Origin of the sequence: Thermus altitudinis, assembly GCF_022760835.1 — a bacterium.
In the GTDB taxonomy this organism is placed as follows: Bacteria; Deinococcota; Deinococci; order Deinococcales; family Thermaceae; genus Thermus; species Thermus altitudinis.
Map to the genome: position 1 here is coordinate 15,379 of NZ_JAKTNQ010000013.1, position 19,022 is coordinate 34,400.

The following is a 19,022-nucleotide window of genomic DNA, read 5'->3' on the forward strand; positions in this document are numbered from 1 at the left end:
CATCTCCTTCGCCCACCGGATCTAGGGTAAACTCAGGCGTATGACCAGTTGGTCAGTCGCTCCCTTGCGCCGCCTGGGGGCCTACCTGGCCCCCTATCGCGGGCGGTATGCCCTGGGGGTCTTGTTGGGCCTCCTCTCCATTTTCTTTTTCGTGCTAAGCCCTTACTTCCTGCGCCTGGCGGTGGACGCCGTGGGGGAGGGGGGACCCTATGGGCGGTATGCCCTCCTACTGGTCCTCTCGGCGGGGGTTAGCGCCCTGCTTGCCTACTTCATGCGCCGGCTGGCGGTGGTGGCGAGCCGGTTGGTGGAGTACGACTTGAGGAAGGACCTATTCCATCACCTTCTCCGCCTGGACCGGGACTTCTACCAGAGGACCCGGGTGGGGGACCTGATGAACCGCCTGAACACCGACCTGTCCGCGGTGCGGGAGATGGTGGGCCCGGGCATCATGATGGGGAGCCGCCTTTCCTTTCTGGTCCTCCTGGCCTTCGTCTCCATGTACTGGGTGAACCTCAGGCTGGCCCTTTACCTCACCCTGATCCTTCCCGCCATCGCTTTGGTCATGGCCTTCCTCCTCCGTTTGGTGGACCGCCGCTACCGGGAGGCCCAGGAGGCCTTTGACCGGATCAGCACCCTGGCCCAGGAGGCCTTCAGCGGCATCCGGGTGGTGAAGGGGTACGCCTTGGAAGGGCGCATGCTTAGCCGATTCCAGGAGCTAAACCGCGTCTATATGGGCAAAAGCCTGGCCCTGGCCAAGGTGGAGGGGCCCATGCACGCCCTCTTGGGCTTCTTGATGGGCTTTGCTTTCCTCACCGTGCTCTGGGTGGGCGGGGGGATGGTGGTCCGGGGCGAGCTCACCGTGGGCCAACTGGTGCAGTTCAACGCCTATCTGGCCCAGCTCACCTGGCCTATTCTGGGCCTGGGCTGGGTGATGGCCATGTACCAGCGGGGTTTTACCAGCCTGAGGAGGCTTTTGGAGCTTTTGGACCAGGAGCCCGCTGTCCGCGACCAGGACCCCCTGCCCCTTGCCGTGGCCGACCTTTCCGGGGAGGTGCGCCTCGAGGGTGTGGGGCTTTTCCGGGAGGGGCGCTGGCTTCTTAAGGACCTTACCCTCACCGTACCCGAGGGCATGACCCTGGGGATCACCGGGCGCACGGGGTCGGGGAAAAGCCTCTTGGCGGCCCTCATACCCCGGCTCCTGAATCCCACGGAGGGGCGGGTGTACGTGGGGGGGTATGACGTGCGGAGGATTCCCCTGGCCACCCTGCGCCAGGCGGTGGGGGTGGTGCCCCAGGAGCCCTTCCTCTTCAGCGAAACCCTTTTGGAGAACATCGCCTTCGGCCTGGAAACCCCGGATCGGGAGCGGGTGGAGTGGGCGGCCAGGCTCGCCGGCATCCACGAGGAGATCCTCTCCTTCCCCAAGGGCTACGAGACGGTTCTGGGGGAGCGGGGGGTGACGCTTTCGGGAGGCCAGAGGCAGCGGGTGGCCCTGGCCAGGGCCTTGGCCAAAAGGCCCAAAATCCTGGTATTGGACGATGCCTTAAGCGCCGTGGACACGGAGACCGAGGCCCGGATCCTTCAGGGCCTGAAGGGCGTCTTGGGCCGCCAGACCACCTTCCTCATCTCCCACCGCACCGCCACCTTGCGCCATGCGGACTGGATCATCGTAATGGACGAGGGGAGGATCGTGGAGGAGGGGACCCATGAGAGCCTCCTCGAGGCCGGGGGCCTTTACGCCGAGCTGGACCGCATCCAGCGCATGGAAGGGGAGGTGGAAGGGTGACCCACGAAGACGCCTACACCAAGGCCTTTGATCGGGTTCTCTTCGCCCGCATCCTCCGCTACGTCCACCCCTATAGGGGGCAGGTGGCCCTGGCCCTGCTCTTCCTCCTCCTCACCACCCTCACCGCGGCCCTCACGCCCCTTTTCTTCAAGTGGGCCATAGATGGGGCCCTGGTGCCCAAGGAGGCCAAACCCCTGGAGGAACGCCTGGCCCTGCTCCTTTGGGTGAGCCTGGGCTTTCTCCTGGTGCGGGGGGTGAACTTCGCCGCGACTTACGGGCAGACCTACCTGATCCAGTGGGTGGGGCAGAGGGTGCTCTTGGATTTGCGAAGCGCCCTCTTCGGCAAGCTCATGCGGCTCCACCCGGGCTTTTACGACAAAAATCCCGTGGGCCGCCTCATGACCCGCATCACCTCCGATGTGGACGCCATCAACCAGTTCATCACCGGGGGGCTCGTGGGGGTCATCGCCGACTTCTTCACCATCCTGGGCCTCTTGGCCTTCATGATGGTCCTAAGCCCCAAGCTCACCCTGGTGGTCCTCCTGGTGGTGCCCGTGCTCCTTTGGGTCACCGCCTGGGTGCGGAACGGCATGCGCACCGCCTACCGGGAGATGCGCCTGCGCCTGGCCCGCCTCAATGCGGCCTTGCAGGAAAACCTTTCCGGGGTGGAGACGGTCCAACTTTTCGTGAAGGAGAGGGAGCGGGAGGGCAAGTTTGACCGCCTAGGCCGGGACCTCCTCGAGGCCTGGGTGGAGATCGTGCGTTGGTTTGCCCTCTTCTTTCCCGTGGTGGGCTTTTTGGGGGATCTGGCGGTGGCGGGCCTCCTCTTCTATGGGGGGGGACAGGTGGTCCAGGGCATGGCTTCCTTGGGGCTTCTGGTGGCCTTTGTGGACTACACCCGCCAGCTTTTCCAGCCCCTACAGGACCTTTCCGACAAGTTCAACCTCTTCCAGGGGGCCATGGCCAGCGCCGAGCGCATCTTCGGGGTTTTGGATACGGAGGAGGAGTTAAAGGATCCCCCAAACCCCAAGCCCATCGGGCGTTTCCGGGGCGAGGTGGCCTTCCGGGACGTCTGGCTGGCCTACGTCCCTAAGGGCGTAGAGCCCTCGGAAAAGGACTGGGTCCTAAAAGGGGTTTCCTTCCGCATCGCTCCGGGGGAGAAGGTGGCCCTGGTGGGGGCCACGGGGGCGGGTAAGACCAGCGTGGTGAGCCTCATCGCCCGCTTCTACGATCCCCAAAGGGGCCAGGTGCTCATAGACGGGGAGGATGTGCGCCACTACCGTCAGGAAGAGCTAAGGCGGCATGTGGGCATCGTCCTTCAGGACCCCTTTCTTTTCTCGGGCACCATTCTGGATAACCTGCGCCTTTTTGATGAGGCCATCCCCGAGGAAAAGGTGGTGCAGGTGGCCCGCTTTTTGGGGGTGCACGAGGCCATTTTGCGCCTGCCCCAGGGGTACCACACCCGGGTGGGGGAGAGGGGAGCGGGTCTATCCACGGGGGAGAAGCAGCTTCTGGCCCTGGTGCGGGCCCTTCTGGCCAGCCCCGACATCCTCCTTATCCTGGATGAGGCCACGGCCAACGTGGACTCGGAGACGGAAAGGCGCCTCCAGGAGGCCCTCTATAGGGCCATGGAGGGAAGGACCTCCCTCATCATCGCCCACCGCCTTTCCACCATCCGCCGGGTGGACCGCATCCTGGTCTTCAAAAAAGGGCGGCTGGTGGAGGAGGGTACCCATGAGGAGCTCCTCCAGAGGGGAGGGTATTATGCCACCCTCTACCGGCTCCAGTACGCGGAGGGCTAGGCCATGGTCTACCGGGAGGCCACGGAGTGGCTTTTCGCCCAGCGCCGCCAGGGAAAGCGGGGCCTGGGCCGGGTAAAGGCCCTCGTGGAGCGCCTGGGGCATCCGGAGGAGGCCTTTTCGGCGGTGCACGTGTTGGGCACCAACGGCAAGGGAAGCGTGGTGGCCTATCTGGAGGCCGCCTTCCGCGCCATGGGGCTGGCCTATGGGGCCTATACCAGCCCTCACCTCCAGGACTTCCGGGAGCGGATCCGCACCCACCTGGGCGTGATCCTCGAGGAGGAGGTGGTGGAGTTCGTGGCCTGGGCCATGGGGGAGGCCTGGCCCGAGCCCCCGGGGTTCTTTGACCTGGCCACCGCCATGGCCTTCCACCACTTCCAAAGAAAAGGGGTGGCCTTGGCCGCGGTGGAGGCGGGGGTGGGGGGGGAGAAGGACGCCACCAACATCCTCCCCCGGGTGGCCCTCACCGTCCTCACCAACGTGGGAGAGGACCACCTGGAGGCCTTGGGGGGGAGCCTCGAGGCCGTGGCCCGGGAAAAGGCAGGGGCCTTCCGCCAAGGGGTTCCGGTGGTCACGGGGGCCAGGGGGATAGGGCTGCGGGTGGCCGAGGAGGTGGCCCGCACCCGGGGAAGCCCCCTGTACGTTCTTGACCCCTCGGACCCCCTCTTTGCCCTTCCCGCCCCGCCCGCCTTGAAGGGGGCTTTCCAGGAGGAAAACGCCCGTTTGGCGGCAGCAGCCCTAAGGCTTTTGGCCTTCCCCGAGGAGGCCATCGCCCAAGCCCTTCGGGAGGCCCGGCATCCAGGCCGTTTGGAGCGCTTCTTGGTGGAGGGGGTGGAGGTCTTTTTGGACGGGGCCCATAACCCTCCGGCGGCCTTGGCCCTAAGCCGGGAGTTTCCCGCCTACCACTTGGTCTTCGGTGCCTTTCCCCGGAAGGACGTGCAGGGGGTCTTGGCCCACCTCCTTCCCCGGGCCAAAAGCGTCCGCTACACCCGGGCCGGGGAAGGGGCCTTGGGGCGGGAGCTGGGGGAGCCCTTCTTTGAGGACCCGGGGGAGGCTTTGGCCCAGGCCCTGGGAAGGGCTAGGGCGGATGGTCTCCCCGTCTTGGCCACGGGCTCCCTTTACCTGGTGGGGGCCTTGCGGGCCCGGCTACTCCCGGGCTTCGGCCAAAACCTTCCCTGAGGGGTCCGTGAACACCACCCGGCTCACCCTTTCCAGTTCCAAGAGCACGTAGGGGCTGGTGAGGGCCTGGGTGACGATGGCCCCGGGCCTGGGGCTTTGTAGGCTTAGGACCACCCGGGCGGTGCCGGCGGCATAGGTGACCCCCACCACCTCGAGGCCATACCCCCCCGTGGGCTTAAGCCCCCAGAAGAAGGCGGCCACGCTTTGGCTGCGGAAGTCCACGCTGGGGGCGGGCGGGCGGGGGATGCGGTTGCCCACCACCAGGTTCCAGACCTCGGCGAAGCGGGTGGGGTTGTTGGCCAGGAAGGCCCGGGGCTCGGTTTCCCCGTAGGCGGCGTTGACGCCGCGGTCCAGGATGCGGTAGGCGGGTGGGGGCGGGGTCACCACCTCCACTTTAAGCCCGTACTGCACCTGCAGGGCCCCGATCCGGTAACCGTCGGGGAGGGGATCCAAGGCCAGGGGCCTTAAGACGGGCTCGGCAAGCTCAAAGACCACCACCTGCCTTCCCCCCCGGCGGGCCAGGACCTCCCGCAGGAGGACTTGGGTTTCCCCTCCGGTGAAGGCGTAGAGGTCCGGGGTCTTGTAGCCCGTGGGTTGGACCAGGGTGCGCTTCTCCCCTTCCCTCAGGCTTCCCGTAAGCTGCACCCAGCCCACCCCGTCATAGAGCCAACTGGAGCGCAAGGTGGCCTGGGTCCGGACCTCGAGGAGGCTTCCCTGAACCCCCCGCACCGCCTCGGCCAGGGGCCTAAGGGCGGGGCCCACCTCCCTTAGCACCGGGTTTCCCTCTACCCATAGCGTTCCCGGCACTGCCCAAAGGCTTTCCCCGGTGGCCTTTTCCAGGCGCAGGACCCGGGTGCCCAGCTTTACTTCCCGGGGCTCCCCGTAGAAGTAGGTCCAGCGCTCCGTGGCCTCGGGGAAGAGGAGCTGGGCCTCGGCCACCCGGTAACCCGTGCCTTCCAAAAGCTCGCAGGCGCTCAGGAGGGGGAGGAGCAACAGGGGAAAGAAGAGGCCTTTTCTCATGGTTCCATGATACCCCTTTGGGGCTTGCCCCCTCCTTAAGCCCACCTTTAACCTTCACCGGCTCCTGGGGTCCAGGGCGTCCCTGAGGGCGTCCCCCATAAGGTTAAAGGCCAGGACCAGGCCCACGATGGCCAGGCCTGGGAAGGTGGCTACGTGAGGGGCGACCGCCAGGTACTCCCTTCCCCGGGCTAGCATCAGCCCCCATTCGGGCTCCGGTGGCCTGGCCCCTAGGCCCAAGAATCCTAATCCGGCGGCGAAGAGGATGGCAATGGCCATCTGTAGACTGGATTGAATGAGAATCGGACCGAGGGCATTGGGGAGGATGTGGCGGAGAAGAACCCGTGTATGGCTGGCGCCAAGGGCCCTGGCGGCTTCCACGTAGTCCAGAGCCTTTAAGGAGAGGACCAGCCCGCGCACCAGCCGGGCATAGATGGGAACTGCAGCGATGCCCACGGCGATCATGGCGTTTTCTAACCCTGGCCCCAAGATGGCCACGAGGACGATGGCCAAGAGGATCCCGGGAAAGGCCAGCATCACGTCCACCAGGCGCTGGATCAAGAGGTCCACCCGCCCTCCGAAATAGGCCGACAGAGCCCCCAAGGGGACTCCCAAAATGAGACCGATGCCCACCGCCACGAGGCCAATGGTCAGGGAGATGGGGATGCCGTAAAGGATGCGGGAGAGGAGGTCCCGCCCTTGCTCATCTGTGCCGAGGAGATAGAGGCGCACGGGACCATCCACTCCGAAGAGGTGCCGGTTGCCGGAGATTCCCAGCCACCGCCACTCCTCTCCGCGCACCCAAAGCCGAACCGGGTACTTTTCCTCCCAGTCCACCCGTACCCCTTCCAGGGGGTGCCGGAAGACGGGGCTAACATAGAGGCCCAACTCCCCTCCTGGCCCCCGTAGGCTCAGCCCGGCCAGGGGAGGCACATAGGTGGAGCGGAGGTCCTGGGTATAGGGGGAGTAGGGGGCTAGGAGGGGAACGAAGAGGGCTCCCAAAAGGTAGAGGCCCAGAAGGAACATGCCGGCTTGAGCCAAGCGGTTGCGGCGAAAGCGGCGCCAAGGTCTAGTCATAGCGCACCCTCGGATCGATCCAGGCGTAGAGGAGGTCCACCAGGAGGTTTACCAGGATGAAGGTGGTGGCCACCAGAAGGACCGCGCCTTGCACCACCGGATAATCCCGGGCCAGGATGGAGCCCACCAGCAGCTGACCCAAGCCCGGCCAGGCGAAGATGGTCTCTGTGATCACGGCTCCGGCCAGCAGGCTTCCAAACTCCAGCCCCGCCACGGTGACCACAGGGATCAAGGCGTTTCGCAGGGCGTGTTTAAAGACAACCACCCGCTCAGCCAGCCCCTTGGCCCGGGCGGTGCGGATATAGTCTTGGGAGAGCACTTCCAGAAGGGCGCCCCGGGTCATGCGGGCTAGTAAGGCGGTGGCGTTTACCCCTAGGGTGATGGCCGGAAGGACCAAGTGGGCCAGGGTGCCCTTGCCCGCCACGGGAAACCAGCCAAGCTGTACGGAGAAGATGAGGATGGCAAGGAGGCCAAACCAGAAGACGGGCATGGAGACCCCGATGAGGGCCAAGACCATGACCCCAAGGTCCAGCCCGCTTCCGGGCCGTAGGGCGGCCAGTATTCCCAAAGGGATTCCCGTGAGAAGGGCTACAAGGATGGCGGCGCTGGCCAGTTCCACCGTGTTGGGGAAATAGGTCTTGATCTCCTCCAGGACGGGTCTTCGGCTTCTAGCGGACTCCCCCAGGTCCCCCTGGAGGAGGGCTCCTAGGTAGATGAGGAACTGTTCGGGAAGGGGCCTGTCCAGGCCATAGCGGGCGCGGATGGCCTCGAGGGTCTCAGGGGTAGCAAACTCCCCCGCCAGGAGTACTGCCGGGTCCCCTGGGGCCAGGCGCACCATGAGGAAGACCAGGAGCACGACCCCGAACAGGGTAGGTACAGCGATGAGAAGGCGCCTTAAGGCGTAGGCTAGCATCTTGCCTCAATAAGGCCCCGTGGGGAGAACCCCACGGGGGTAGGTAAGGCTCCTTTAGCGGAATCTGGCTTTGTACGCTAGGTAACGCTCTGTGGGGTGGACGAGGAAGCCCTGGACCTCCTGGCGGATGGCCGTAACCTGGACCTCGGAGTGAAGGAAGAGCCAGGGGGCGTCCTGCCAGATCCGGGTCATGGCCTCCCGGTAGAGCTGCTGCCGGCCTTGGGGCAGGGTGGAGATGCGTGCCTGGGCCAGCAGCTGATCCACCTGCGGGTTGCGGTAGAAGGCCCGGTTGAAACCGGGGGCCCATTGGCTGGAATGGAAGAGGGGGTAGAGGCCGTAGTCCGCGTCTCCCGTGACCGTTCCCCACCCCAGCATGGCCATTTGGATTCGGTTTTCCTTCAGCGGGCGCTGGGTTTCCTGGAGGTAGGCTCCCCACTCCAGGGTCTGGATGGAGGCTTCCACCCCTATCCGCCTAAGCTGGCCCTGAATGGCCTCGCACACCTGGATGTCCTGGAAGTAGCGGCCCGTGGGGCAGTGAAGGGTAATCCTAAGGGGCGTGGCCACGCCAGCTTGGCGCAGGAGTTCCTGGGCCCGTTGGGGGTTGTACTCGTATCGGCCAACGGGGCTGTAACCGAAGATTCCGGGGGCAATGGGAGCGTCGGATATACGACCGATTCCACCCAGGACGAACTGGAGGATCTCTTCCTTGTTCACCGCATGGTTCAGGGCTTGGCGTACCCTGGCATCGTTGAAGGGGGGGCGCTGGGTGTTGAAGTAAATGTAGATGGTGCGGAGGCTAGGGGTGCGCACCACTTCGATGGCCCGGTTGGCCTGGAGGCGGGCAATATCCTGGGGGGGGATGCGCACGGCCACATGGGCTTGGCCCGTCTCCACCAAGGCCACCCGGGTAGTGCCTTCAGGGACGGGGATAAAGCGCACTTGGGGGATGGGAGGTTTCTCGCCCCAGTAGGCCTCGTTGCGCACCAGGTCCACGAACTGTCCCTTTTGCCAGGCCTGGAAGCGGTAGGGCCCGGTGCCCACGGGGTTATCCCGGTACTGGGCTCCGAGGCGCTGGATGGCGGTGGGGCTCTGGATGGCGGTAGAGCTATGGGTCAGGTGGGCCAGGATGGGAGCAAAGGGGTTTTTAAGGCGGAGGCGCACGGTGTGGGAGTCCACCACCTCCACCCGCTCCAACTCGGAGAGGAGAAAGGCAAAGGGGCTCGCCAACTCCCGGGAGATGAAGCGCTCCAGGTTGAACTTCACCGCTTCCGCGTTGAAGGGGGTGCCGTCGTGGAAGGTTATGCCCCGTTTGAGGCGGATAACCAGGGTACGCCCTCCATCAGAAAAGCTGTGCCCTTCGGCCAAAAGGGGTACGATCCGCCCCTCCGGGGTGAGCTCGAAGAGGGTTTCGCTGATGTGGGTAACCACTGTGGCCGAGGGGGAGTCCTGGGCCAAGGGAGCATCAAGGGTGATGGGGTCGGTACCTTGGGCTACCACCAGGCGCTGGGCTAAGGCGCCCGTTAACGCCAGCAAAGCTAAAGCCAAAAGGCTTTTTCTCATAAAGGCCTCCTTTCCGAGGGCTATTTGCCCTAAGACCACAAGGAGTATATTCCCCTGGGCTGGTTGGCGCAAGCCCAGGGTATACCTGAAAAGGGGCCAGGGATCCTCTGCCCCCTACACCCCTTTCCCTTATCCCTCCCCCAGGTAGGCCTTCTGCACCTCAGGATTCTGGGCCAGGTCGCGGGCCGGGCCTTCCAGGGTGATCTCCCCGGTGGCCAAAACATAGCCCCGGTGGGCGATCTGCAAGGCCAGGCGGGCGTTTTGCTCCACCAACAAGATGGTACGCCCTTCCCGGTTGAGCCTTTGGATGATCTCAAAGATGAAGTCCACCAGCACCGGGGCCAGGCCCATGGAGGGTTCGTCCATGAGGAGGATTCGGGGGTTTTGCATCAGGGCCCGGCCGATGGCCAGCATCTGTTGCTCCCCGCCGGAGAGGGTGCCCCCCTTCTGCCCCCGGCGCTCGTAGAGCCGGGGAAAGAGGGCGAACACCTCCTCCTTGCGCCCTTGCACCACCTTGCGGTCCTTTTCCAGATAGGCCCCGATCTCCAGGTTCTCCTCCACGGTGAGCCGGGGGAAGATCCGGCGGCCTTCGGGCACGTGCCCCACGCCCAGGGCCACGATCTGGTGGGCGGGGAGGCGGTGGATGGGTCTCCCCTGGAAGAGGACCTCCCCCTGTCGGGGTTTGACCAGGCCGCTGATGGTGCGCAAGGTGGTGCTCTTGCCGGCTCCGTTGGAACCAATCAGGGTCACGATCTCCCCTTCTTCCACCCTCAGGGAGATGCCTTTGAGGGCGTGGATGTGGCCGTAGTAGGTATGGACGTCCTTGAGTTCCAGGAGGCTCATGCGGCACCTCCCGCGGCCCCCTTGCCCAGGTAGGCCTCGATGACCCGGGGGTTGGTGCGCACCTCTTCCGGGGAGCCCTCGGCGATCTTGGACCCGTATTCCAGCACGGCGATGCGGTCGGAAATGCGCATAACCAGGCGCATGTCGTGCTCAATGAGGACGATGGTGATGCCAAGCTCCTCCCGGAGGCGCTGGATGAAGGCCTGAAGCTCCTCGGTTTCCCGGGGGTTCATGCCCGCCGCAGGCTCGTCCAGGAGGAGGAGCCTGGGCCTTAGGGCCAAGGCGCGGGCGATCTCCAGCTTGCGTTGCTCCCCGTAAGGCAGGTTCTTGGCCAGCTCGTCCTTGCGCTGGGAAAGCCCCACGTACTCCAGAAGCCTTTTGGCCTCCTCTTCGGCCCGCCTCTCCTCCCGCCGGGCCAGGGGGGTGCGGAAGAGGGCGTGGAAGTAGGGCACGCGGATGTGGATGTGCATGCCCACCAGGAGGTTTTCCAGCACGGTCATGGCCCCGAAGAGGCGGATGTTTTGGAAGGTGCGCCCCACCCCTTCCTTGGCGATGCGGTCGGGGGGTAGGCCGGTCACATCCTTGCCAAAGAGGAGGATCTTTCCCTCATCGGGAGGGTAGATGCCGGTGAGGAGGTTGAAGAAGGTGGTCTTGCCCGCCCCGTTGGGGCCGATGACGGAGAAGATCTCCCCTTGGTTTACGGAAAGGCTCACGTTGTTCACCGCCACCAGACCGCCGAAGCGCTTGGTGGCCTGGGTGACCTCGAGGGCCTTCATGCTTCCTCCATCTCCGCCTTGTGGCGCTTCTCGGGGATGAGGCCTTGAGGACGGAAGATCATCATCAGGACCAGGATAAGGCCGAAGACCAGCCTTTCGTACTTGGCGGGGTCCACCTGGCTCGGGATCTGGGGCAGGCTGGTGCGCACGAACTCGCTAAAAGTTTTGAGCACGTCCAGGTTGAGGATGGTGAGGGCTGCGGCCCCCAGGATGGCCCCGGGGATGGAGCCCATGCCCCCCAGGATCACCATGCCCAGGATGGTGATGGAGGCCAGAAGGGTGAAGGACTCGGGGGAGACGAAGGTGCGCTGGGCGGCGAAGATCACCCCCATGACCCCGGAGAAGGCGGCCCCGGTCATGAAGGCCAGGAGCTTGGTGGGCAAGAGGGGAATCCCCATGGAGCGGGCGGCCACCTCGTCTTCGCGGATGGCTACCCAGGCCCGGCCAAAGCGGGAGTTGGCCAGGTTCACGTTGGCCAGCACCACCAGGCCGATCATGAGGAGGACCAAGAGGTAGAAGAAGAGCTGGTAGTCCGTGGTCTGGTCCAGCCTTACCCCCAGGCTTCCCATCAGCTCCCGGAACCACTCAATGGGGGGGCGTTGCACGGGGGTAATGCCCTGGGGTCCGTTGGTGAAGTTGATGGGGTGGTCCAGGTTGTTGGCCAGGATCCGCACCACCTCCCCCAGGCCCAGGGTCACGATGGCCAGGTAGTCCCCGCGCAGTCTAAGGGCAGGAAGGCCGATGAGAAGGCCGGTCAGGGCCGTGGTCACGATGGCGATCCCCATGAACAGATACATGTACTCCCCAGGAAGGGGGAAGTTGCCCTGCATGAAGTTCTTGGCCTGTTCGCTGCCAAAGATGGCCCAGGTGTAGGCCCCTACCGCGAAGAAGGCGGCGTAGCCCAGGTCCAGAAGCCCCGCCATCCCCACCACCACGTTGAGGCCTAGGGCCATGGCCGCATAGATGCCGATCTGGATGCCCAGCTCAAAGATGAAGGTGTTGGCGAAGCCGGCCATGGGCACGCTGAGGAGGAGGATGGCCAGGCCCAAGAGGACCCGGATCCCGCCCGGGATACGGGGTAGGGTGGTGAGGGCCACCAGGATCCCCACCAGGCCGATGAGGCCCAGGGTGTTCCCCGAGCGCACCAGGCCCAGGGTAAAGGCCAGGGTGAGGAGGGCTAGGTTCAGGGTGCGCCAGGTGGGGGAAAGCCTAAGGAAGGCGGTGGCGCCCAGGGCCAGAAGGCCAAAGAGGTTGCTGAGAGCCCCTGGGGCCAGAAAGACCAGGCCCAGATAGGCCAGGCTAAGGAGAAGGGAGAGGGTGCTCATACTTTCTCCCGGACCACCTGCCCCAAGAGGCCTTGGGGCCGAACCAAGAGGATGAAGATCAGGATGAGGAAGGCCACCACGTCCTTGTACTCCGTGCCGAAGTTACCGCTCGTCAGGATGGGCAGGTAGGTGCCAAAAAAGTTTTCCAGCTGGCCCAGGACCAGCCCGCCCAGCATGGCCCCGGGGATGTTGCCAATCCCCCCTAAGACCGCCGCGGTGAAGGCCTTGATGCCGGGAAGGAAGCCCACGTAAGGGGTGATGGTGGTGTACTGCAGGGCGAAGAGCACCCCCGCCACCCCGCCCAAAGAACCTCCGATGAGAAAGGTGCGGGAGATGATGCGGTCCGGGTCTATGCCCATGAGGCTTGCGGTGTGGAGGTCCTGGGCCACGGCGCGGATGGCCACCCCCAGTTTGGTGCGGTTCACCAGGTAGGTGAGGCCCACCAGCATGAGGATGGACACCCCCATGAGGATAAAGGACTTGGTCTGGGCAAAGATGGCCCCGCCGAAGAGCTCCACGGAGCCCTCGAGGTCCTCCACGGTGCGCATGCGCAGGAAGAACTCGTTGTGCCAAAGGCCTTCCACCAGGCGCACCAGGTCCTGGAGGATGAAGGAAACCCCGATGGCGGTGATGAGGGGGACCAGGCGGTTGGTGGTGCCCCGGGCCCGCAAGGGGCGGTAGGCGAAGCGTTCCACCAAGATGGCGGTGATCCCGGCCACCACCCCGCCCAGGAGCACGGCTATGAGGAGCAGGAGGAAACCGTTACCCACGTGGGGCGCCAGATAGCGGAAGACCTCCACCCCCACCACCGCCCCGATCATGAAGATCTCGGAGTGGGCGAAGTTGATGAGTTCCAAGACGCCGTAGACCATGGTGTACCCCAAGGCCACCATGGCGTAGACGAAGCCCAGGATGAGCCCGTCAAAGATCACCTGGGGCAGTAGGGCTAGGATGTGCTCCAGCAAGGTGCCTCCTTTCTCCGGGCCAAGGGGGTGGCCTTAAGGCCACCCCCTTGGGTTGGCATCCCCGTTTACCTGGCGCCTGGGGCGGCCATCTCAATGACCCGGATCAGCTTGTTGTCGTCCCACTTGCCGGTGGAGGCCACCTGCATGATGAAGTACTTGGCCTTCTTGTTGTCGCCCTTGTCGTCAAACTCAATGGTGCCGGTGAGGCCTTCCATCTTCACCTGGCGCACCGCCTGGGCCACCTGCTCCCGGGTGGGCTTCTTGCCGCCCGCAGCCTTGATGGCGGCTTCCAGCCCGGCCAGGATCACGTTGGCGGAGTCGTAGGCGTAGATGCCAAAGCCCTCCAGGTCCTTGCCGAACTTCTGCTTGAAGCGCTGGGCCACCGCCTTGGCCTTGGGGAAGGCGGAAACGGGGCCGGCCACCGTGGTGTAGAAGGTGCCGGCGGCGTTCTCCTTACCCGCCAGGCGCACGAACTCGCTGGAGTCAAGCCCGTCCCCGCCCATGAGCCGGGTTTTGAGGCCCCGCTCGCGCAGCTGCTTCACAAAGGGGCCAATCTGGCTGTAGATGCCCCCGAAGTAGATGAGCTCGGGCACGGGCCGGGCCCCACGGATCTGGTTGATGATGGGCACGAAGTTGGAGGTCTCCTCGGTGCCCACGAAGGCCACGGCCTTGCCGCCCAGGGCCTCGAGGCGCTTCTTGAACTCCTCTGCCAGGCCCTGGCCGTAAGCGGTCTTGTCGTGGATGATGAAGACGTTTTTCACCTTCAGGTTGTTGAAGGCGTACTCCGCCCCCACCGGACCCTGGACGTCGTCCCGCCCACAGATACGGTTCACGTTGGGGAGCTTGCGGTCCGTGACCCGGGGGTTGGTGTTGGCGGGGGAGACCATGACCAGGTTCACCCGGGCGTACACCTCGCTGGAGGGGATGGCCACGCCGGAGTTCAGGTGGCCCACCACGCCCAGGATGTCGGGATCGTTGATGATGCGGTTGGCGTTGGCCACGCCCACGTCGGGGTTGGCCTGGTCGTCGTAGGGGACCAGGACCAGGTCGAAGCCCAAGGCTTTGAACTTGGCCTTGGCCTCCTCAATGGCCAGCTCCGCCCCCAGCTTGATCTGTTCGCCCAGGGCGGCCTGGGGGCCGGAAAGGGGAGACTGGGTGGCGATCTTGATGACGTTGGCCTGGCCCAGGGCCATGCCCAGGGCGGCCACACCTGCTACCAGCAAGCCGATTTTCCTCATACGCACCTCCTCAAGAGCACGCGTTCGCGTTGCGGCCCCATTCTAAGGGGGGGGTACCGGTTCTTGTCAATGCCCCCTCGTAAGTTTATGCCTGACCCACGGGTCAGCCCCTCCCCCTCCCAGGGGGAGGGGCCTAATACCCACCCTTAGTACGTGGCCAGGTACTGGTCCAGCTCCCACTGGTGGACCGTGACCCGGTAGTCGTCCCACTCCATCTGCTTGGCCTGGAGGAAGTGGGTGTAGATGTGTTCCCCCAAAGCCTCCTGGATCACGGGGTCCTTCCTCAGGGCCTCGAGGGCCTCCCTTAGGGTCCCGGGAAGCTCGCGGATCTTGTGCTTGCGCCTCTCCCGCACGCTCATCTGGTAGATGTTGCGTTGGATGGGGGGTGGGGGGAGGAGCTTGCGCTCCATCCCGTCTATGGCGGCAGCGGCCATGACCGCCAGGGCCAGGTAGGGGTTGGCGGAGGGGTCGGGCATCCTGAGCTCCGCCCGGGTGCCCACGCCCCGGCGGGCGGGCACGCGGATCATGGCCGAGCGGTTGGCCGCCGACCAGGCGATGTTGGTGGGGGCCTCGTACCCGGGGGTGAGGCGCTTGTAGGAGTTCACCAGGGGGTTGGTGATGGCCACCATGCCCTCGGCGTGCTCCAGAAGCCCGGCGATGAAGTGGAGGGCGGTCTGGGAAAGCTGGTACTCGGCCTTGGGGTCATAGAAGGCGTTTTCCCCACCTTTGAAGAGGGAGAGGTGGGTGTGCATGCCGCTGCCGTTAATCCCCTTGATGGGCTTGGGCAGGAAGGTGGCGTGGAGGCCGTGGTTTAGGGCTATCCGCTTCACCACCCACTTGAAGGTGGCGATGTTGTCGGCGGTGGTGAGGGCCTCCCCGTATTTGAAGTCAATCTCGTGCTGGCCGGGGGCCACCTCGTGGTGGGAGGCCTCAATCTCAAAGCCCATGGCCACCAGGACGTTCACCATGTCCCGCCGGGCTTCCTCGCCCTTGTCAATGGGGGCTAGGTCAAAGTAGCCCGCCCGGTCGTGGGTTTCCACCGTGGGCAGGCCCTCAGGGGTGCGCAGGAAGAGGAAGAACTCCGGCTCGGGGCCCACATACATGTTGTCAAAGCCCAGCTTTTGCAGCCGTTCCACCTGGCGCTTCAACACGTACCGCGGGTCTCCCTCAAAGGGGCGGCCGTCGGGGTAGGCCACGTCGCAGATGAGCCGGGCCACCCGGCCGCGGGCGGGGTCTTCCAGGCTGTCGGGCAGGATGACGAAGGTGTTGTAGTCGGGCTTGAGGAGCATGTCCGATTCCTCAATCCGGGTGAAGCCCTCAATGGAGGAGCCGTCAAACATGATCTCCCCGTCCAGGGCCTTCTCAAACTGGGACTCGGGGACCTCCACGTTCTTGACCACCCCCAGGATGTCGGTGATCTGGAGCCTCAGGAACTTCACCTTCTCCGCCTTGAGCGCTTTGAGGATTTCTGCCTTGGTGTAAGCCATTTCTTGCCTCCTTGACCTGCCGAGGCCGGGTTTGCCGCTCTTCTCCCCAGCAGATTGTGCGAAGTGTACAGCCATCTTGTGCATGTTGTCAAGGGTTGTGGTGTCACCGCGAAAGTCTGTGGGGGCCTTGGGTTCTTGACCGTCCCCTGACCGGGCTTTGGGTAGACTAAGGCCTGGAGGTCGGGTATGTATAAACGGCGTGAAGTATTGAAGGCGGGAGCGGCTTTAGGCTTGGCGGGCTTGGGCCTGGGGCGGGCCCAGGGGGGGTTTACCCTCACCCTGGTGCACACCAACGACACCCATGCCCACCTGGAGCCCATGGAGCTTACCCTTTCCGGCAAGAAGGTGCAGGTGGGGGGGGTGGCCCAGCGCATCGCCTTCTTTGACCGCCTAAGGGCGGCTCGGAAGAACCTCCTTTTCCTGGATGCGGGGGATGTCTTCCAAGGTACCCTCTATTTCAACCAGTACCGGGGCCTGGCGGACCGGTATTTCATGCACCGGGCCCTCTACCGGGTGATGGCCCTGGGCAACCACGAGTTTGACCTAGGGCCTGGCCCCTTGGCGGAGTTCTTGCGGGGAGCCCGGTTCAAGGTGGTGTCCGCCAACGTGGGGGTGGAGCGGGAGCCCCGGCTGAAGGGGTTGTTTGCCCCCTATGCCGTGGTCCTGGTGGGGGGGGAGAAGGTGGGGGTGGTCGGCCTCACCACTCCCGCTACCCGGGAGATCGCCAACCCCGGGCCCACCGTGGACTTCCTGGACCCCTATGAGTCCGCCCAGAAGGCGGTGTACGAGCTTTTGCAAAAGGGGGTCAACAAGATCGTGGTCCTTTCCCACCTGGGCTACGGGGAGGACCTGAAGCTGGCCCGGAGGCTTGTGGGGGTGCAGGTGATCGTGGGCGGGCACTCCCACACCCTGTTGGGTAGCTTCCCCCACAAGGAGCTCGCCCCGGCGGGGCCCTACCCCACGGTGGTGAAGAACCCTGAGGGCAAGGACGTGCTGGTGGTCCAGGCCTGGGAGTGGGGCAAGGTGGTGGGCCTGTTGGAGGTGACCTTTGACGCCAAGGGGGAGGTTCTGGCCTACAAGGGGGAACCCTTCCTCATGACCCCCGAGGTGGCCCCGGAAGACTTCTTCGCCAAGGAGGCCCTCTTGGCCTACGCCCAGCCCGTTCTAGCCCTGATGGGGCAGGTGATCGCCCAGGCCAAGGTGGACCTCATCGGGGAAAGGGCCATCGTGCGGAGGCGGGAGAGCAACCTGGGGAACCTGATCGCCGACGGCATGGTGTGGAAGACGCGGAATGCGGGGGTGCAGATCGCCCTGCAAAACGGCGGGGGGATCCGGGCTTCCATTCCCAAGGGTCCCATCACCGTGGGAAAGGTCTACGAGGTCCTGCCCTTCGGCAATACCCTGGTGGTGATGGACCTAAAGGGCAAGGAGATCAAGGCGGCGTTGGAGAACGGGGTTTCCCAGTGGGAGCAGACGGCAGGCCGCTTCCTCCAGGTTTCCGGCCTGCGCTACGCCTTTGACCTCTCCCGCCCCGTGGGCGACCGGGTGGTGCGGGTGGAGGTGAAGACGGAGAAGGGGTATGTGCCCCTGGACCTCGAGGCCACCTACCGGGTGGTGGTGAACAACTTCATCGCGGCTGGTGGGGACGGCTTCACCGTGCTCAAGGAGGCCCAAGGCTATAGGGTGGACACGGGGTTCAGCGACGCGGAAAGCTTCATGGATTACTTGAGGGAACTCAAGGAGGTGGAGGCGGGCATAGAGGGCCGGATTGAGGTCCTAAACGAGCCCAAGGGGGAAAGGCCGGCCTACTGGCCCTTTGCGGTTCCGGTGACGGTGTAAGGGTTTTCCTGGCCATACGGGGCCCGAGGGGTTTCCTCGGGCCCCCAGGGCCTTGTCCCAGCTAGACGGCAACCAGAACCCAGACGGGGTCGCCCACCCGTACCCAGCCCCCCTCGAGGACCCGGGCATAGAGGCCCCGGCCCCCATAGAGGAGTTTGGGGAGCCGGAGGTCAAACTGGGAAAGGCTGGAGCAGACCGTACACACATAGGAGAACGCCAAAAGGGCCTCCCCCACCCTCAGCCGGGCACCTGGGGGAAGGGCATGGGGATCCAGGTCCAGGAGGAGGTTCTCCCCTAAGGCCCCAAAGGGGAGCTCAATCCCCGCTTCCCTAGCCCTCTCGTAGGCGGGAAGCCCCGCCACCAACACCGCCCGCTCGGGGTCTTTGCCCGCGTGCCGGTCCCCTTTGGCGCCGAAACCGGCAAGGAGCTCCAAGCTTTCCACCTGGGGCTTGGGTAAACCCGAGCCCAGGCCCAGGTGGAGGGAGATTACCTTTCCCGTCATGGCAACTTTAGCCCTTGCCTAAGTTTCAAGACCTCTTCTGGGGTGAGTCCCTTGGCCCGGGCAGCCTTAACCTCATCCGGGGTGTAGGCTTTGAAGTCCTTGGGGGCTCCCCATTCCGCCAGGTGGTTCAGCACCAGGGCAATCTCCTCGTCGGAAAGCCAGCTAAACCCCGGCATAAGGCCGCCATACTCCTTGCCCCCTATGCGGATGGTCCCTTGCACCCCGTACAGTACGGCTAGAAGAAGGTAGCTTCGGCCCCCCTCCGCCCCTAGGAGGCTCGCCACGTGCCCCTTGAGGGGAGGGAAGTTGGGTGGATTGCCCTCCCCTTGGGGTCCGTGGCACCCAGCGCAGTTGGTGTAGACCTGGGCCCCGGTCTTGGGGGCAGGGGAGGCTTGGACCTGGGGCGGAGCCGGTGGGGGTTCGGTGCCCAGGTAGGTGGCCAGGTAGTCCAGGATGGCGCCCCTCTCTTCGGAGGTGAGCTTTAGGCCCCGGAGCACCATCTCGTCTATGATCCCGTCCCAGCGGTCCCGGGAAAGCCTTTCCCGGGCAACGAAACCGATGTCGTGGCAGGTTTGGCATTTGCCCAGAACCAGGTCCTTCCCCGGTCCTTCCGGTAGGGTGTACTGCCCAAACGCCAGGTAGCCCAAAAGCCCTAAGGCCAATGCCATCCAAGGAAGAAAGCCCTTTTCTAGCCTTCGCATATTACCCCCGGTGGGTAC

General features: G+C 64.7%; 16 protein-coding genes. 4 read left to right on the forward strand and 12 right to left on the reverse strand.

Annotated features, from left to right (window positions below):
• Nucleotides 1-40: 40 nt before the first annotated feature.
• Genes L0D16_RS06225 through L0D16_RS06235 form a run of 3 tightly spaced genes read left to right on the forward strand, consistent with a single transcriptional unit; the run spans nucleotide 41 to nucleotide 4,761 of the window.
• Nucleotides 41-1,783: an ABC transporter ATP-binding protein gene (locus tag L0D16_RS06225; protein WP_243030648.1), complete on the forward strand. Its 1,743-nt coding sequence runs from the start codon at nucleotides 41-43 to the stop codon at nucleotides 1,781-1,783.
• Nucleotides 1,780-3,585: an ABC transporter ATP-binding protein gene (locus L0D16_RS06230; RefSeq protein ID WP_243030649.1), complete on the forward strand. Its 1,806-nt coding sequence runs from the start codon at nucleotides 1,780-1,782 to the stop codon at nucleotides 3,583-3,585. The genes L0D16_RS06225 and L0D16_RS06230 overlap by 4 nt, the downstream gene beginning before the upstream one ends.
• Before the next feature lie 3 nt (nucleotides 3,586-3,588).
• A complete protein-coding gene (locus L0D16_RS06235; protein ID WP_243030651.1) occupies nucleotides 3,589-4,761 on the forward strand; it encodes a bifunctional folylpolyglutamate synthase/dihydrofolate synthase in 1,173 nt (390 codons plus the stop codon).
• Here L0D16_RS06235 and L0D16_RS06240 read toward each other — a convergent pair.
• The 10 genes from L0D16_RS06240 to glnA all read right to left on the reverse strand — a co-directional run bounded on the left by L0D16_RS06240 (nucleotide 4,729) and on the right by glnA (nucleotide 15,962).
• Nucleotides 4,729-5,781, reverse strand: coding sequence for a protease complex subunit PrcB family protein (locus tag L0D16_RS06240; RefSeq protein WP_243030653.1), 1,053 nt, complete (start codon nucleotides 5,779-5,781; stop codon nucleotides 4,729-4,731). The two genes, L0D16_RS06235 and L0D16_RS06240, sit on opposite strands and share 33 nt — an antisense overlap.
• A 54-nt stretch (nucleotides 5,782-5,835) precedes the next feature.
• Nucleotides 5,836-6,855 (reverse strand): ABC transporter permease, encoded by a 1,020-nt coding sequence (locus L0D16_RS06245; protein ID WP_243030655.1) that lies wholly within the window; start codon nucleotides 6,853-6,855, stop codon nucleotides 5,836-5,838.
• Entirely contained in the window at nucleotides 6,848-7,768 is a 921-nt protein-coding gene (nikB, locus tag L0D16_RS06250) for a nickel ABC transporter permease (protein WP_243030657.1), read from the reverse strand. Before nikB ends, L0D16_RS06245 begins: the two co-directional genes overlap by 8 nt.
• Before the next feature lie 54 nt (nucleotides 7,769-7,822).
• Complete coding sequence (locus tag L0D16_RS06255; RefSeq protein WP_243030659.1) at nucleotides 7,823-9,328, reverse strand: glutathione ABC transporter substrate-binding protein; 1,506 nt, start codon at nucleotides 9,326-9,328, stop codon at nucleotides 7,823-7,825.
• Between the two features lie 129 nt (nucleotides 9,329-9,457).
• Nucleotides 9,458-10,171: an ABC transporter ATP-binding protein gene (locus L0D16_RS06260; RefSeq protein WP_243030661.1), complete on the reverse strand. Its 714-nt coding sequence runs from the start codon at nucleotides 10,169-10,171 to the stop codon at nucleotides 9,458-9,460.
• Nucleotides 10,168-10,947 (reverse strand): ABC transporter ATP-binding protein, encoded by a 780-nt coding sequence (locus tag L0D16_RS06265; RefSeq protein ID WP_243030662.1) that lies wholly within the window; start codon nucleotides 10,945-10,947, stop codon nucleotides 10,168-10,170. Before L0D16_RS06265 ends, L0D16_RS06260 begins: the two co-directional genes overlap by 4 nt.
• A complete protein-coding gene (locus L0D16_RS06270) occupies nucleotides 10,944-12,272 on the reverse strand; it encodes a branched-chain amino acid ABC transporter permease (RefSeq protein ID WP_243030663.1) in 1,329 nt (442 codons plus the stop codon). The genes L0D16_RS06265 and L0D16_RS06270 overlap by 4 nt, the downstream gene beginning before the upstream one ends.
• Complete coding sequence (locus L0D16_RS06275; RefSeq protein WP_243030664.1) at nucleotides 12,269-13,237, reverse strand: branched-chain amino acid ABC transporter permease; 969 nt, start codon at nucleotides 13,235-13,237, stop codon at nucleotides 12,269-12,271. Before L0D16_RS06275 ends, L0D16_RS06270 begins: the two co-directional genes overlap by 4 nt.
• Nucleotides 13,238-13,302: 65 nt before the next feature.
• Nucleotides 13,303-14,475, reverse strand: coding sequence for a branched-chain amino acid ABC transporter substrate-binding protein (locus L0D16_RS06280; protein ID WP_243030666.1), 1,173 nt, complete (start codon nucleotides 14,473-14,475; stop codon nucleotides 13,303-13,305).
• Nucleotides 14,476-14,621: 146 nt separating this feature from the next.
• Nucleotides 14,622-15,962: a type I glutamate--ammonia ligase gene (glnA, locus tag L0D16_RS06285; RefSeq protein ID WP_243030667.1), complete on the reverse strand. Its 1,341-nt coding sequence runs from the start codon at nucleotides 15,960-15,962 to the stop codon at nucleotides 14,622-14,624.
• 186 nt (nucleotides 15,963-16,148) lie between these two features.
• On the opposite strand from glnA, the gene L0D16_RS06290 reads away from it, so the two are divergent.
• Nucleotides 16,149-17,801: a bifunctional metallophosphatase/5'-nucleotidase gene (locus L0D16_RS06290; RefSeq protein WP_243030669.1), complete on the forward strand. Its 1,653-nt coding sequence runs from the start codon at nucleotides 16,149-16,151 to the stop codon at nucleotides 17,799-17,801.
• Between the two features lie 61 nt (nucleotides 17,802-17,862).
• On the opposite strand, the gene L0D16_RS06295 is transcribed toward L0D16_RS06290, so the two are convergent.
• Both L0D16_RS06295 and L0D16_RS06300 read right to left on the reverse strand, forming a co-directional pair.
• A complete protein-coding gene (locus tag L0D16_RS06295) occupies nucleotides 17,863-18,303 on the reverse strand; it encodes an MOSC domain-containing protein (RefSeq protein ID WP_243030671.1) in 441 nt (146 codons plus the stop codon).
• Nucleotides 18,300-19,004, reverse strand: a complete 705-nt coding sequence (locus L0D16_RS06300) for a c-type cytochrome (protein WP_243030672.1) — start codon at nucleotides 19,002-19,004, stop codon at nucleotides 18,300-18,302. Before L0D16_RS06300 ends, L0D16_RS06295 begins: the two co-directional genes overlap by 4 nt.
• Nucleotides 19,005-19,022: the final 18 nt, after the last annotated feature.

Coding starts and splice junctions, on each gene's coding strand:
- L0D16_RS06225 (WP_243030648.1), top strand. CDS start 41: ATGACCAGTTGGTCAGTCGCTCCCTTGCGCCGCCTGGGGGCCTACCTG.
- L0D16_RS06235 (WP_243030651.1), top strand. CDS start 3,589: ATGGTCTACCGGGAGGCCACGGAGTGGCTTTTCGCCCAGCGCCGCCAG.
- L0D16_RS06240 (WP_243030653.1), bottom strand. CDS start 5,781: ATGAGAAAAGGCCTCTTCTTTCCCCTGTTGCTCCTCCCCCTCCTGAGC.
- L0D16_RS06245 (WP_243030655.1), bottom strand. CDS start 6,855: ATGACTAGACCTTGGCGCCGCTTTCGCCGCAACCGCTTGGCTCAAGCC.
- nikB (WP_243030657.1), bottom strand. CDS start 7,768: ATGCTAGCCTACGCCTTAAGGCGCCTTCTCATCGCTGTACCTACCCTG.
- L0D16_RS06255 (WP_243030659.1), bottom strand. CDS start 9,328: ATGAGAAAAAGCCTTTTGGCTTTAGCTTTGCTGGCGTTAACGGGCGCC.
- L0D16_RS06260 (WP_243030661.1), bottom strand. CDS start 10,171: ATGAGCCTCCTGGAACTCAAGGACGTCCATACCTACTACGGCCACATC.
- L0D16_RS06265 (WP_243030662.1), bottom strand. CDS start 10,947: ATGAAGGCCCTCGAGGTCACCCAGGCCACCAAGCGCTTCGGCGGTCTG.
- L0D16_RS06270 (WP_243030663.1), bottom strand. CDS start 12,272: ATGAGCACCCTCTCCCTTCTCCTTAGCCTGGCCTATCTGGGCCTGGTC.
- L0D16_RS06280 (WP_243030666.1), bottom strand. CDS start 14,475: ATGAGGAAAATCGGCTTGCTGGTAGCAGGTGTGGCCGCCCTGGGCATG.
- glnA (WP_243030667.1), bottom strand. CDS start 15,962: ATGGCTTACACCAAGGCAGAAATCCTCAAAGCGCTCAAGGCGGAGAAG.
- L0D16_RS06290 (WP_243030669.1), top strand. CDS start 16,149: ATGTATAAACGGCGTGAAGTATTGAAGGCGGGAGCGGCTTTAGGCTTG.
- L0D16_RS06295 (WP_243030671.1), bottom strand. CDS start 18,303: ATGACGGGAAAGGTAATCTCCCTCCACCTGGGCCTGGGCTCGGGTTTA.
- L0D16_RS06300 (WP_243030672.1), bottom strand. CDS start 19,004: ATGCGAAGGCTAGAAAAGGGCTTTCTTCCTTGGATGGCATTGGCCTTA.